The organism is Falsirhodobacter halotolerans (assembly GCF_022899245.1).
Classification (GTDB): domain Bacteria; phylum Pseudomonadota; class Alphaproteobacteria; order Rhodobacterales; family Rhodobacteraceae; genus Falsirhodobacter; species Falsirhodobacter halotolerans.
The window spans coordinates 212379-226335 of the sequence record NZ_JALJAZ010000003.1 but is presented as its reverse complement, the minus strand read 5'-3'; the positions used below and the strand labels follow the sequence as shown (position 1 = coordinate 226335).

Sequence of the window (13957 nt, the reverse complement as noted above, 5' to 3'; positions counted from 1 at the left end):
CCACGATCGCCGCGACGATGGCCCGGTATCCAACCAGCGGCGTGCCCGAGAACACCGGGATCAGCGTCGACAGAACCCCGGCGGCGGGCAGGAAGATGATATAGACCTCCGGATGGCCGAACAGCCAGAACAGGTGCTGCCACAGAAGCGGATCACCGCCGCGCGTCGGATCGAAGAACGGCAGGCCGAAGGCCCGCTCCGCCTCCAGGAGCAGCGAGCCGAGGATGAGCGGCGGAAAGCCCACAAGCATCATGCCCGCCACCACCAGCATGTACCAGCCGAAGATCGGCATCCGGTCCAGCGACATGCCGGGCGCGCGCAGCAGAAGGATCGACACCAGAATCTCCACCGCCGCCGACAGGGCCGAAATCTCCACGAAGGTGATCCCCAGCAGCCAGATGTCGGCGTTGATGCCGGGGCTGTAGGTGGCCGAGGACAGGGGGGCATACATGAACCATCCCGCATCCGGCGCGACCCCCAGAAGAAGTGCCATGATCAGGATCGATCCGCCCATGAGATAGCACCAGTAGCCATAGGCGGTCAGGCGCGGGAAGGCGAGATCGCGGGCCCCTAGCATCTTGGGCAGGAGGTAGATCGCCAACCCTTCGAAGAAGGGGATGGCGAACAGGAACATCATGATCGTTCCGTGCATGGTGAAGACCTGCGCATAGGTCCCCGCCTCCATGAACACGCTGTCGCGGGAGGCGAGTTGCGTGCGGATCAGCATGGCCAGCAGCCCGCCGATCGCGAAGAAGACCAGCGCGGTGATCATGAACCGCTTGCCCAGGATCGAATGGTTGACGGCGGCCAGACGGCCCCATCCGGGGGCGGTGCCCCAGATACGTTCAAGCGCGTTGTGACGTTGGATCGGGGTCATGGCTGCACCGGCCAGACATCGTGGGCGGTCACGGTGAAGGCCATGTCCTGATGCCCCACCCCGCAATATTCGGCGCAGACGCCGCCGAAATCGCCGGGCCGGTCGGCCTGCAGGACGATGGTGTTGGCATGGCCGGGAATCGCGTCGATCTTGCCGCCCAGACGGGGCACCCAGAAGCTGTGGATCACGTCGGGACTTGTCACCACGATCTCCACCTCCTGCCCGGCGGGCATGTGCATCTGGTTCACGGTCGGTGGCATGTCCGTATCGGGATAGGAAAAGCGCCATTCCCACATTACGGCCTCCGCCTCGATCCTGATGGGGGCGGTGCCGCCAAGGGCGCGTTCCCCCTGCCACAATGCGACACCGGTCAGGATCAGGATTACCGGCAGGGGAAAGGCGATGCCGCCGCCAAGGATCCACCACTGCGCCGGCACGCGCTGCCCGCTGCCCGGGCGCAGCCACAGCCACAGGAACAGGGCCATCATCCCCACGAAGATCGCGACCGACCCCCACAGCATCACCCACCACAATGTGGAAATCCCTTGCGCCACCGGCCCTGCCGGATGAAGGGTGGACAGATCGCGCGCGCAGCCTGCGACACCAAGAAGCGGGAACCCGACCATGGCGGTGAACCTTCCTGCCCCGACACAGTTTTTCAGAACGGATTTGGCATGGCGGTTGAGACAGAGAACGAAACGCATGAGAGCGAGAACAACCCCGTCATCGCCAAGGTGGAGGAGATGGAGACCCAATCCGCCGTCGCGGTCGCCGGTCATCCGCTTCATGCGATGGCCGTCCATTTTCCGATTGCGCTGGTGATCTGCACGTTGGGCATCGACATCCTGTATTGGTGGGGGGGGGATCCGTTCTGGGTGCGGGTCAGCGTATGGTCGTCCGGCCTGGCGTTCGTGGCCGGGGTGGGTGCCGCACTTGTGGGCACGGTGGAGCTGCTGGCCGTGCCCGGCATCCGCGCGCGGGCGGCCAGTTGGGCACATGCGATCGCGGGCATGGTGCTTGTGGCCATCGCGGGGGCCAATTGGGGCCTGCGGCTGACCAGCCCGGATGCGATCCTTCCGCATGGGCTGGTGCTGTCGGTGCTGGGGGGCATCATGACGGGCATCGCGGGCTGGCACGGGGGAAAACTGATTTTCGATCATGGCATCGGCCTCATGATCTCGCCCAAGGATTGAGGGGGGCAATGATTTCCTGCAGCGCGCCGGGACGGAACCATCCGTCCTGCAGGCCGGGAAAGACCGGCTTGGCCAGCACCAGCCAGAGGATCGACAGGATCACCACCGAGGCCAGACCCGTGGCCACGACGAAGCGGGCGGGGCGATACGTTTCCCCCTCACGGAACAGGCGAATGACCACGAGGCCGGTCAGGACATGCAGGAACGCCAGCGCGCCCACGAAGGCCAGTTTGGCCGCGAACCAGGGCTGATAGACCTGTTCGGTGAAGATCAGCGCCGTCCCCGAGGCGACCGCCACGAAGGCACAGGGGGAGACGAGGACGATATAAGCCGCCCGCACGATGCGCTGCAGCCGGTGCAGGGCCGGACCGGACAGCGTCTTGCGCTGCACATAAAGCGACGGCAGGCTGATCAGCCCCGCACACCACACGGCGATCGCCGCGATGTGCACCACCTTCAGAAGCTCGCTCATGCGACCTTCCGGGGCAGGACGGCGTCGCACAGTCGCCACAATGCGAACCCGAGATACGGAAAGGCGGCGGGCACCCACATCAGAAGACCGGCCAATTGCTGATCCTCGATCGGGGACAGGCCGAAGGCGTCGGTGGTCAGGAAATGAACCTCGAACAGGGGGCGGTTGGCAAAGGTCAGGATAGCGCCCAGCATCCCCATCTGCACCAGCGTGGCCAGCGCGGCGATGATCGACGCCGCACCCCGGTCATCGGCCATCATCGCCGACCAGAGCCAGATCGCCGTGCCGAGCAGCGACGCCTCCATCAGCCAGTAGATCGCGTTGCTTTGCAGTGCCATCTGATAGGGGGCGGGCATGTGCCACAGCCAGACGGCCGCCAGATGGAACAGGACCGCCGCGCCGATCGCCTGAGCGGTCAGGCCCAGGCCCCGGACGATCAGTGGGGCGGCCACCGCGATGATCAGGACGTGGTGCAGGACACGGGCGGAAAACAATGCGGTGGACAGTGCGCAGAGGGGCGACACGAAGGCCACCGCCAGCACGGCGATCCCCATAAGGCCCGACATGCGCGCGATGTTCCGGTGCCAGACAAGGGCGGCGGCGGCACAGAGGGCGAGAATGACGACAGGGTCCAGATTCCACGCGGCCCAAAGCTCGTCCGCCACTGGGGCGGGGCCACAGTAAGGCACCGTCGTCTGGTCCATCCTATCCCTCGTCAGATCATCACTGATGCCAATGCCGTGAAATGTCGCGCGGTTCCCGAAGGATCATGTGGCGGAACGTCGCGGCGCGGATCACCAGCGGCAGGTGGACATCTGCGTGCGATACCGCTCGGACCGCGCCTCGACCCGGCGGGCCACGGCGATCAACCACGGCTTCTTGTTGTAGGACCCGCGGGAATACCCCCGCCGCCCTTCGTGATAGGCGAGATACTGGTTCGTCGCGTCATGCCGCGCAATGCCCAGTTGGCGCGAGGTTCCTGCCATGTACCAGCCCATGAAGTCCGTCGCGTCGCCGATATGGGTGCGGCGGGACATCATCCCCCCTTCCTGCGCGACATAGTCGCCCCAGGTGCCGTCGATGGCCTGCGCATATCCATAGGCGCTGGTCACGCGCCCGCGCGGAATGAACCCCAGAAGATAGCGGCGCGGCGGGCGGGCGTTGCCGACGAAACTGGATTCCTGATAGATGGTGGCGAGTTGCAGATGCGCGGGAATGCCCCATTTGCGTTCCGCCGCACGGATGGCGCGGGCGTAATCGGGCCGTTCGCGCAGCATCGCGCAGGCGTTTTCGGTGTTGCGCGGCGGTGTGCTGTCGCTTGAACACGCCGAAAGGACCAGCGCCAGAAGCGCCATCTGCAAAAACCTGATCACTGCCCACCTCGTCTTCTTTTTTCCCAGCCTAAGCCGAGTCGGGTCATGGGGAAAGGGCGCATCCGCGCATCGGCGGGAAAGCCGTCAGGGCCGCGCGGTGCTGCCGCGCAGAACCAGATCGACGGGCAGGACGGTTTCCGGCGCGACCTCGTCCCCGTCCAGCAGCGCCAGAAGGGTGCGCGCGGCGACGGCCCCCAGATTGTCGCGCTGCTGTCGGATGGAGGTCAGGGCGGGCGAGACATGGGCGGACATGGCGATATCGTCGAACCCGATGATCGAGATGTCGTCGGGCACCCGCAGCCCTCCCTCCTGCAACGCCCCCATAAGCCCGCAGGCCATTTCATCGTTGTGGCACAGGACGGCGGTCGGACGCGTGGGCATCGCCAGAATCGCCGTGGCGGCGGCCTGGCCCGAGGCGAGCGTGAAATCCCCTTCGATCCGCAGGGCGGGATCGGGCGCCACGCCCGCATCGGCCAGGGCGGCCATCGCCGCCGCGTGGCGGGCCACGGTCAGCGGATTGCCAGACGGGCCGGTCAGATGCAAAATGCGCCGGTGCCCCAGATCGACAAGATGGCGCGCGGCCATCGCACTGCCCGCCTGATTGTCGGCGATGACACGCGGGATCGTCAGCCCCTCGATCCATTCGCATGCCAGAACCACGGGCGGGCAGGCCGCCCGCGTCAGGACCGAGGCGGGGATCGACCCGTCCAGCACGATCAGCCCGTCCGTCCGTGACCGGTGGGCGAATTCCACCAGCATGTCGGGCGCATCGGGATCGGCGGTGGTGTCGGCCACCAGAAGGCTCAGCCCCCTGCCCCGCAATTCGGAATTGATGCCCGCCAGAATGGCCGCGAAGAAGGGGTTGGCGAGGTTTGGAACCAAAGCGAGGATGCAGCCCGTTCGCTGCCGCCGCAAATTTCGCGCGGCCATGTTGATGGTATAGCCCGTCTGTTCCACCGCGCGCAGCACCAGATCGCGCGTGGCTTCGGACACGAGGTCGGGCCGGGACAGGGTGCGACTGACCGTCGCGGTCGACACGTTCGCCAACTCTGCAACGTCGCGCACCCGTGGGGTATGGTTCTTTGTCATGACCGCCCTTTCGCACGGGGATGGCATCGCGTGAAACGCGACGCTTGTAAAGCGAAGGCGAGTGTGCAACGCTTTCTGCAACCGATTACATGGGGAGTGTGTCGGCCAAGGGAGAATTCTATGCGCACCATGAAAGGCCCAGGGCTTTTTCTGGCCCAGTTCGCGGGGAATGCCCCGCCGTTCGACACATGGGATGGAATCACCGCCTGGGCGGCGGGCTGCGGATATGCGGGTGTGCAGGTGCCCAGCGGGGATGACCGTCTGATCGACCTTGATCTGGCCGTGGGGTCGGACGCGTATCGCGACGATCTGTTGGGGCGGGCGGGCGGTGTGGTGGTGACCGAACTGTCCAGTCACATTCAGGGCCAGTTGGTGGCCGTTCACCCCGCCTATGATGCGATTTTCGACGGATTTGCGCCTGCGGCCGTGCGCGGAAACCCCGCCGCGCGGACAGAGTGGGCGGTGGATCAGGTGAAAAAGACGCTGACCGCATCCGCCCGGATGGGTCTGACGGCAATGGCGACGTTTTCGGGGGCGCTGGCCTGGCCCTATGTCTATCCTTGGCCACAGCGCCCTCCGGGCCTGATCGAGGACGCGTTCGACGAACTGGCCCGCCGCTGGCGCCCCATTCTGGACCATGCCGAGGACTGCGGCGTGGACGTGTGTTTCGAGATCCATCCGGGCGAGGATCTGCATGACGGCATCAGTTTCGAGATGTTCCTGGACCGCGTGGGGCAGCATCCGCGGGCGAAAATGCTTTACGATCCGTCGCATTACGTCTTGCAGGGGCTGGATTACCTAGCAAACCTCGACATCTATGCCGAACGGATCGGGATGTTCCATGTGAAGGATGCCGAATTCAACCCCACGGGCCGTCAGGGCGTCTATGGCGGCTATCAGTCGTGGGTGGACCGTGCGGGACGTTTCCGCTCGCCCGGCGACGGGCAGGTGGATTTCGGGGCGGTGTTCTCCAAACTGACCGCGCAGGGGTTTGACGGCTGGGCCGTCGTCGAATGGGAATGCGCCCTGAAGCACCCCGAGGATGGCGCGCGCGAAGGGGCGCGGTTCGTGAAGGATCACATCATCCGCGTGACCGACCGCGCCTTTGACGATTTCGCCGCCGTCGGCACCGACACTGCCGCGAACCGCAAGATGCTGGGGATCGGGGAATGAGGCCGCTGCGTCTTGGGATGGTGGGCGGTGGCACCGGGGCCTTCATCGGGGCCGTGCACCGGATTGCCGCGCGGATGGACGGGCGGTTCGATCTGGTGGCGGGGACGCTGTCGTCGGACGCGGGCCGGGCGCGGACCTCCGGTCTGGAGTTGGGGCTGGCCGAAGACCGCATCTATACCAATTTCGCGCAGATGGCCGAGGCGGAGGCCGCGCGGGCGGACGGGATCGAGGTGGTGTCCATCGTCACGCCGAACCATCTTCACGCGGCGGCGGCGATCCCGTTCCTGAAGGCGGGCATCCATGTCATCTGCGACAAGCCGCTGACGGCGACGATGGCGGACGCGCAGGCCTTGGCCGATGTGGCGCGGACCTCACCTGCGCGGTTTCTGCTGACCCACACCTATTCCGGGTATGCGATGGTGCGGCAGGCCCGCGCGATGGTGGCGGCGGGTGCCGTGGGCCGCATTCGCGTGGTGCAGGTCGAATATGCGCAGGACTGGCTGACCGAAGACAGCACCTCGGCGCAGGCGATGTGGCGGGTGGATCCGGACAAGGCGGGCGGCGGGGCGGTGGGCGACATCGGCAGCCATGCCTGGCATCTTCTGCGCTTTGTCACCGGCCTGCGGATCACGGAACTGGCGGCGGACATGTCGTCCATGGTGCCGGGGCGGCGGGTGGATGACAACGTGCAGGCCATGTTGCGGCTGGAAGGCGGGGCGCGGGGCGCGCTTTGGGCCAGCCAGGTCGCGCCGGGCCACGACAATACCGTCCGTATCCGCGTGTTTGGCGACAAGGGCGGGCTGGACTGGACCCATGACGACCCCGGCCACCTGTGGTTCACGCCCTTCGGGTCGCCGCGCCAGCGGTTGGTGCAGAACGGGCCCGGCGCGGTTCAGGCGGCGACGCAGGTTTCCCGCGTGCCGGCGGGGCATCCGGAAGGGTATCTGGAAGCCTTCGCCAACCTCTATGCCGAGGCCGCGCGCCTGATCCGCACGGGCGAGGGCGACGTGCCCGGATTGCAGGACGGGTTGGACGGGATGGCCTTCATCGCCGCCTGCCAGCGATCCTCGGCGGCCAATGGCGCGTGGGTGACGCCATGACCGTGCTGTCCTTGCAGGATGTCAGCCGCGCCTTCGGCCCCGTCACCGTCCTGCACGGCATCGACCTAGACCTGCACGCGGGCGAGGTTCACGCCCTGATCGGCGAAAATGGTGCGGGCAAGTCGACCACGATGAAGATCCTGTCGGGTTTTCTGGCGCCCACCACGGGCGAGGTGCGTCTGGACGGTGCCCCGGCCCCCTTCCGCACCCCGGCCGAGGCCGAGGCGGCGGGGATCGTGATGATCCATCAGGAATTCAATCTGGCCGCCCATCTGAGCGTGACCGAGAACGTCTTTCTGGGCCGCGAAATGCGCAAGGGACCGTTTCTGGACCATGCGGGGATGCGCGCGGCCACGGTGGCGTTGCTGGACCGGCTGCAATGCCGCGCCGATCCCGACGCGCGGATCGCCGACATCTCGGTCCCCGACCGCCAGATGGTGGAAATTGCCAAGGCCCTGTCGCGCCGCGCCCGCGTGCTGATCATGGATGAACCGACCGCCGTCCTGACCGACCGGGAAACCGAGGTGCTGTTCGAACAGGTGACACGGCTGAAGGCCGAAGGGGTCGCGATCCTTTATACCTCGCACAAACTGGGCGAGGTGCGGCGGCTGGCGGACCGCGTGACGGTGCTGCGCGACGGGCGGCGGGTGCAGTCCGGTCCCGCGCAGGGTATGACCGAGGACAGGATGGCCACCGCCATGGTCGGCCGCGATCTGGAGGATCTGTTTCCCGCCAAGCGGGCGGCCCATGGCGAGGTCGTCCTGTCGGCCCGCGACATTCATGTTCCGCGTTTCGTGACCGGCGCGGGGTTCGACCTGCATCGGGGCGAGATTCTGGGGCTAGCGGGGCTGGTCGGCGCCGGACGGACCGAGTTGATGGAGGCGATCGCCGGGCTTCGCGCCCGCGACGGTGCGGTGACGGTGGCGAACCGTCCCCTGCCCCCGAACGATCCGCAGGCCGCGCTGGCGGCGGGCCTCGTCTATCTGACCGAGGACCGGAAGGACCGCGGGCTGCTGCTGGACAAACCCCTGCGCGAAAACCTGACCCTGCTGGCGCTGCGTCGGTTCTCCGGCCTGACGATCCGTGGCCGGGCCGAGGACGAGGCCCTGACCCGGGCGATCGCCGATTGGGACATCCGCGTGCCGCATCGCGCGGTTCTGGCGGGCAACCTGTCGGGCGGGAACCAGCAGAAGCTGCTTCTGGCCAAGACCATGCTGGTGGACCCCGGGATCGTCATCATCGACGAACCGACCCGCGGGATCGACATCGGCACGAAACAGCAGATCTATCGCTTCATCCACCGCATCGCGGCGGAGGGGGTGAGCGTCATCGTCATCTCCTCCGAGCTGCCCGAGGTGATCGGGTTGTGCGATCGCGTGCTGGTCATGCGCCAGGGCCGCATCGCCGGGCAGGTGACGGGGCAAGACGTGAACGAGAAAACCATCGTGCGCCTTGCGATGGGCCTTGAGGGAGAGATGGCATGACCGAAACCGACACCCGCAAGGCCCCGCCCCGCCGCACGATCAACCTTCATGCCGTGGGACCCTTGATCGCACTGGTCGTGCTGGTGCTGATCGGCATGGGACTGAACGACAACTTCCTCAGCTATGCCAACATCACCAATGTCCTGGCGCGGTCGGCCTTCATCGGCATCATCGCGGTGGGGATGACCTTCGTCATCACCGCCGGCGGGTTGGACCTGTCGGTCGGGTCGATGGCGGCCTTCGTGGCGGGGGTGATGATCATGGCGATGAACGCCCTGCTGCCGATCATGGGCGGCGGGATCGGGGTCATTCTGGTCGGCATCCTTGTCGGGCTGGTCACGGGCCTGTTCGGCGGGCTGGTGAACGGCCTTCTGATCACCCGCGCGCGGATCGAGGCGTTCATCGTCACGCTGGGCACGATGGGGATCTACCGCTCGCTCATCACCTGGCTGGCGGATGGGGGAACGTTGTCCCTGAACTACGAGCTGTCGGAGGTTTATCGCCCCGTCTATTACGGCACGGTTCTGGGGGTCAGCTGGCCGATCATCGTCTTTGCCCTTGTGGCCATCGGGGGGGAGGTCGTGATGCGCCACACCCCGTTCGGGCGGCATTGCGCGGCCATCGGTTCGAACGAGCAGGTCGCCCGGTATTCCGCCGTGAACGTGCTTCGGGTGCGGGCGCTGACGTATGTGCTGCTGGGTCTGTTGGTGGGGGTGGCGACGGTCATGTATGTGCCGCGCCTCGGGTCCGCTTCGGCCACGACGGGGGTGTTGTGGGAGCTGGAGGCGATTGCCGCGGTCATCATCGGCGGCACCATGCTGAAGGGCGGCTCGGGCCGGGTCTGGGGCACCGTGGTCGGGGTGCTGATCCTGGGCCTGATCGGCAACATCCTGAACCTGACGGACCTTGTGTCGCCTTATCTGAACGGGGCGATTCAGGGCATCATCATCATTCTGGCGGTTGTTCTGCAACGCGAACGCCGTCTTGGGCACTGACTGTCATCAGGGAGGACATCATGACGGGACGTATCACGCTGACCACGGCCGCACTTTTGGCCGTGGCCTTGCCCGCAGGGGCGGAAACCATCGGCATCTCCATCCCCGCCGCCACGCACGGCTGGGCCGGGGGCCTGAACTATCACGCGCAGGCCACGGTGGAGCGGTTGTCGGAGGCCCATCCCGATCTGGAATTCGTGCTGACCACCGCCTCCGACCCGTCAAAGCAGGTGTCGGACATCGAGGACATGGTCGCCACCCGCAATATCGACGCGCTGGTCATCCTGCCGTTCGAGAGCGAGCCGCTGACCGCGCCCGTCGCGCGGGTCAAGGACGCGGGCACCTTCGTGACGGTGGTGGATCGCGGCCTGTCGCAGGACGGGATCGAGGATCTGTATGTCGCTGGTGACAACGAGGGCTTCGGGCGCGTGGCGGGCGAATATTTCGCCGACAACCTTGAGGAGGGCGACAAGATCGTGGTGCTGCGGGGCATCGCCTCCACCGTCGACAACGAGCGGGTGGAGGCGTTCAACGCCGCCATCGAAGGGTCCGGCATCGAGGTGCTGGCGATGGAGCACGGCAACTGGAACCGCGACACATCCTTTACCGTCATGCAGGATTACCTGTCGCGTTTTCCCGAGATCGACGCCGTCTGGGCGGCGGATGACGACATGGCGACCGGCGCGTTGCAGGCCATCGACCAAGCCGGCCGTTCGGACGAGATGTGGGTCGTGGGCGGTGCCGGGATGAAAGAGATCGTGGCGCGCATCCGCGATGCCGATCCGATGCTGCCGGTGGACGTGACCTATCCCCCCGCGATGATCGCGACGGCGATCGAGCTGACGGCGATGCGCTTCACCTCGCCCGCGCCGGTGACGGGGCGGTTCATCATCGGGTCGGAACTGATCACGCCCGACAACGCCGCATCCTATTATTTCGAAGACAGCCCGTTCTGAGGCCCTGAGCCGCCCTGCCCCTTCGGGCGGGGCGGCGTCATCGATGGTATCCCGGAAGGGCCAGCCCTTTCCATATGGCCATGGCCCGCAAACCGAACCCCAACGCCGCCGCGCCGATCGCCGCGATCGGGGTGGGCAGGCCAAGCGTGGCGAGGAGCACGAAGCTTCCCGATGCCGCCGCGGCGGCCGTCACATAGATCTCGGGCCGGATGATGATGGAGGGCACCCCCGCCATGACATCCCGGATCACCCCGCCCATGCAGGCCGTGAACACCCCCATGATCACGGCCGGCAGCGGCGGGATGCCATAGACCATGGCTTTGGCCGCGCCATAGACGGCATAGGCGGACAGCCCCACCGCGTCGAACCAGTCCACCGCCCGTTCCACCCAGAACCGCCGGGGCGTGAACCACACGATCAGCGCCACCACGATGCAGGCCGTGATCCAGACGGAATTGTGGACCCAGAACACCGGCGCCCCGATCAGAAGATCGCGCAGGGTGCCGCCCCCCACGCCGGTGATCGCGGCAAAGAAGATGAGCGTCACCATCGTCTGGCCCGCCCGTGCCGCCGCCAGCGCGCCCGACATCGCAAAGACCGAGATGCCCGCGACATCCAGCCATGGCAGGACGGAGTGCGTCAGGGATTGGATCGTGTCCGGGGTCATTGGGCGATCTCCTTGGGGAGGAGATAGGCGTGGCACCGGGGGGGATGCAACCAGCCTTTGCGGCGGGATCTGGATTTGATAGATCGGAGAGGAATGCGGCGGGGGAGGATGCCATGATCGTCATCGAAGGATACGGATATCGCGTGGGCGTGTCGGCCGAACAGGGGGGAACCATTCTGTTTGCCGAGGGCACCGTCGGCGGGCGATCTCTGCCGATATTCGTGCCGTTGGAGACGCCGGAGGTTTCCAAGAACGGCGGCTGTTTCGTGATGGCGCCGTTCACCAACCGGATCGTCGGCGGGCGGTTCACCTTTGACGGGCAGGACCACGTTTTCCCCATGAACCGTCCGGCGCAGGATGTGGCGATCCACGGGTTCTCGCGCGATCGGGCCTGGCGGGTGGCGGCGCAGACGTCCGAACGCGTGATCCTTGAAGATGATGTGCGGCAGGAGGGGGTGCCGTGGTCCTATGCCATCCGGCAGGAGATTGCCGTGACGGAGGGGGGGCTGGAGGTCACCTTGGCGTTGCGCAACCTCGGCCCCGACCGCCTGCCCTTCGGCCTTGGCTTGCATCCGTGGTTTCCGCGCCGGGACAGGACCGTGCTGACCCTTCCGGCGGAGGGGAGGTTCAGTCTGGACGACCGCGCCCTGCCCTGCCTTCCTTTTCGGCCGCAGACGCCGGACGAACGGCATCGGTCGGCCGAGGATTGGATCGGCGTGGATGAGGCCATGGTTGACGCCGATGCCGCCACGATCGTCTGGCCCGATCAAGGGGCCCGGCTGGAGATGTCTGCCTCGGGCGCATTCCGGCATATGCACCTGTTCGTGCCCGCCGCGCGCGAGGTGTTCTGCATCGAGCCGGTGAGCCACCTGCCAGACGCGGTGAACCGGCCGGAGGTGGCGCGAAAGGGGGCGATGACCCCCCTTGCCCCGAACGAGACGATGCAAGGCACCGCCACCTTCCGCCTTCACGACATATGACAAGGCCGGGCGTGCGCCCGGCCCAATCTTATTTCGCCGTCACCTCGGTATCGTCCGTGACCGAGATGGCATTCACGTCGCTGTCGGTTTGCAGCGCCTTGCGCACACCGGCCTCGTAATCCGGGTGCACTCGCTTCAGCACCGCCAGCCAGCGTTCCTTCACCCCATCCGAGCACGGACCCATCGCCGCGCCGAAGTTGCTGAACAGCCGTTCCTTTTCATCCTGCGGCAGCAGGTTGAACAAGGCGCGCGGCTGGACGTAATCGGCGTCCTTGTCTTCCTGGACATACCGGTCGGCATCACCCGAGATTTTCAGCGGCGGCTCTTTCACCTCGGGGTCGGCGGTTGGGCCGTTCCACTGGTTGGGTTCGTAATAGGCGTCGGGATTGCCGAAATCGTTTGTGAAGAAGCGCATCGAACCATCCTTGTGGTAATGGTTCACCGGCGCGTTCTTGGCGGCGTTGGCGGGCAGCGCCTCATAATGCGTGCCAAGGCGATAACGGTGCGCATCGGCATAGGCGAAGACGCGCGCCTGCAGCATCTTGTCGGGCGAGAAGCCGATGCCCGGCACGATGTTGGACGGCGAATAGGCGGCGTTTTCCACGAAGACGAAGTAATTCTCGGGGTTGCGGTTCAGCTCCATCTCGCCCACCTCGATCAACGGATAGTCGGCATGGGGCCAGACCTTCGTCAGATCGAAGGGATTGTAGGGAACCTTGAGCGCGTCTTCCTCCGGCATCGCCTGGATGCACAATTTCCATTTGGGGAAATTGCCCTCGTCGATCGCGTTGTAGAGGTCCTCCTGATAGCTTTCGCGCGTCTTGCCGATCAGGTTTTCCGCCTCGGCATTGGTGTAGTTCTTGATCGGCTGCTGCGAGCGCCAGTGGAACTTCACCCAGTGCCGCACACCGTCCTTGTTCCAGACGCTGAACGTGTGGCTGCCATAACCATGCATGTGCATCGGGTTTACAGGAATGCCGCGGTCGGACATCAGGATCGTCACCTGATGGACCGATTCCGGGTGGGCCGACCAGAAGTCGAACATCGCCTCCGGGCTGCGCAGGTTGGTCTTGGGGTGGCGTTTCTGGGTGCGGATGAAATCGGGAAACTTGTAACCGTCCCGCACGAAGAAGATCGGGGTGTTGTTGCCGACCAGATCCCAATTCCCCTCCTCGGTATAGAACTTGACCGAGAACCCGCGCACGTCGCGTTCGGCATCCGCCGCGCCCAGTTCCCCTGCAACGGTGGAAAACCGCGACAGGATTTCGGTTTTCTTGCCCACGGTGTCGAACACCTTGGCGCGGGACAGATGCGTGATGTCGTTCGTGACGGTGAATGTGCCGAACGCGCCCCATCCCTTGGCGTGCACCACACGCTCGGGAATACGCTCACGGTTCTGATGGGCCAGCTTTTCGATCAGCTGGTAATCCTGCAGCAGCGCGGGGCCACGTTCGCCGGCGGTCTGGGTCGTGTTGTTGCTGGGAACCGGCGCGCCGCCGGTGGTGGTCAGGCGGGGGGTCTTGTCGGTCATGGCTTCCTCCTCGGGTGGCATGCTGCGCAGTATGTAGGGCGCAAGGCATAAGTGGAAATCCGATTTA

15 protein-coding genes are annotated in these 13957 nt (G+C 65.8%); 7 read left to right on the top strand and 8 right to left on the bottom strand.

What is annotated here, in order from left to right:
- Positions 1 to 877: cbb3-type cytochrome c oxidase subunit I (locus tag MU449_RS15765; protein WP_244739683.1), on the bottom strand; the 877-nt coding region annotated here is incomplete at its 3' end.
- Positions 874 to 1503, bottom strand: a complete 630-nt coding sequence (coxB, locus tag MU449_RS15760) for a cytochrome c oxidase subunit II (protein ID WP_244739682.1) — start codon at positions 1501 to 1503, stop codon at positions 874 to 876. The genes MU449_RS15765 and coxB, both read right to left, overlap by 4 nt.
- 48 nt (positions 1504 to 1551) lie before the next feature.
- On the opposite strand from coxB, the gene MU449_RS15755 reads away from it, so the two are divergent.
- The gene (locus MU449_RS15755) at positions 1552 to 2070 is read left to right on the top strand and encodes a DUF2231 domain-containing protein (RefSeq protein ID WP_244739681.1); all 519 of its coding nucleotides are present in this window, start codon (positions 1552 to 1554) and stop codon (positions 2068 to 2070) included.
- On the opposite strand, the gene MU449_RS15750 is transcribed toward MU449_RS15755, so the two are convergent.
- The 4 genes from MU449_RS15750 to MU449_RS15735 all read right to left on the bottom strand — a co-directional run bounded on the left by MU449_RS15750 (position 2048) and on the right by MU449_RS15735 (position 5004).
- Entirely contained in the window at positions 2048 to 2542 is a 495-nt protein-coding gene (locus tag MU449_RS15750) for a CopD family protein (protein WP_244739680.1), read from the bottom strand. The genes MU449_RS15755 and MU449_RS15750 overlap by 23 nt on opposite strands.
- On the bottom strand, positions 2539 to 3246 hold the full coding sequence (locus tag MU449_RS15745) for a cytochrome c oxidase assembly protein (RefSeq protein WP_244739679.1): 708 nt from the start codon (positions 3244 to 3246) through the stop codon (positions 2539 to 2541). Before MU449_RS15745 ends, MU449_RS15750 begins: the two co-directional genes overlap by 4 nt.
- A 90-nt stretch (positions 3247 to 3336) precedes the next feature.
- Complete coding sequence (locus tag MU449_RS15740) at positions 3337 to 3897, bottom strand: transglycosylase SLT domain-containing protein (protein ID WP_280517815.1); 561 nt, start codon at positions 3895 to 3897, stop codon at positions 3337 to 3339.
- Positions 3898 to 3999: 102 nt separating this feature from the next.
- On the bottom strand, positions 4000 to 5004 hold the full coding sequence (locus MU449_RS15735) for a LacI family DNA-binding transcriptional regulator (protein ID WP_244739677.1): 1005 nt from the start codon (positions 5002 to 5004) through the stop codon (positions 4000 to 4002).
- 120 nt (positions 5005 to 5124) lie between these two features.
- Between MU449_RS15735 and MU449_RS15730 the strand changes: the two genes are divergently transcribed.
- The 5 genes from MU449_RS15730 to MU449_RS15710 are packed head-to-tail and all read left to right on the top strand — an operon-like array spanning position 5125 to position 10712.
- On the top strand, positions 5125 to 6177 hold the full coding sequence (locus MU449_RS15730; protein WP_244739676.1) for a sugar phosphate isomerase/epimerase family protein: 1053 nt from the start codon (positions 5125 to 5127) through the stop codon (positions 6175 to 6177).
- Positions 6174 to 7277, top strand: coding sequence for a Gfo/Idh/MocA family protein (locus tag MU449_RS15725; protein WP_244739674.1), 1104 nt, complete (start codon positions 6174 to 6176; stop codon positions 7275 to 7277). The genes MU449_RS15730 and MU449_RS15725 overlap by 4 nt, the downstream gene beginning before the upstream one ends.
- On the top strand, positions 7274 to 8761 hold the full coding sequence (locus tag MU449_RS15720; RefSeq protein WP_244739672.1) for a sugar ABC transporter ATP-binding protein: 1488 nt from the start codon (positions 7274 to 7276) through the stop codon (positions 8759 to 8761). Before MU449_RS15725 ends, MU449_RS15720 begins: the two co-directional genes overlap by 4 nt.
- The gene (locus MU449_RS15715) at positions 8758 to 9756 is read left to right on the top strand and encodes an ABC transporter permease (RefSeq protein WP_244739671.1); all 999 of its coding nucleotides are present in this window, start codon (positions 8758 to 8760) and stop codon (positions 9754 to 9756) included. Before MU449_RS15720 ends, MU449_RS15715 begins: the two co-directional genes overlap by 4 nt.
- A gap of 20 nt (positions 9757 to 9776) precedes the next feature.
- Positions 9777 to 10712 (top strand): ABC transporter substrate-binding protein, encoded by a 936-nt coding sequence (locus MU449_RS15710; protein ID WP_244739669.1) that lies wholly within the window; start codon positions 9777 to 9779, stop codon positions 10710 to 10712.
- Between the two features lie 37 nt (positions 10713 to 10749).
- Here the strand turns inward: MU449_RS15710 and MU449_RS15705 are convergent, their stop codons facing one another.
- On the bottom strand, positions 10750 to 11379 hold the full coding sequence (locus tag MU449_RS15705; protein ID WP_244739667.1) for a trimeric intracellular cation channel family protein: 630 nt from the start codon (positions 11377 to 11379) through the stop codon (positions 10750 to 10752).
- A gap of 113 nt (positions 11380 to 11492) precedes the next feature.
- On the opposite strand from MU449_RS15705, the gene MU449_RS15700 reads away from it, so the two are divergent.
- The gene (locus MU449_RS15700; protein WP_244739665.1) at positions 11493 to 12359 is read left to right on the top strand and encodes an aldose epimerase family protein; all 867 of its coding nucleotides are present in this window, start codon (positions 11493 to 11495) and stop codon (positions 12357 to 12359) included.
- 28 nt (positions 12360 to 12387) lie between these two features.
- On the opposite strand, the gene MU449_RS15695 is transcribed toward MU449_RS15700, so the two are convergent.
- The gene (locus MU449_RS15695) at positions 12388 to 13890 is read right to left on the bottom strand and encodes a catalase (RefSeq protein ID WP_244739663.1); all 1503 of its coding nucleotides are present in this window, start codon (positions 13888 to 13890) and stop codon (positions 12388 to 12390) included.
- Positions 13891 to 13957 lie beyond the last annotated feature (67 nt).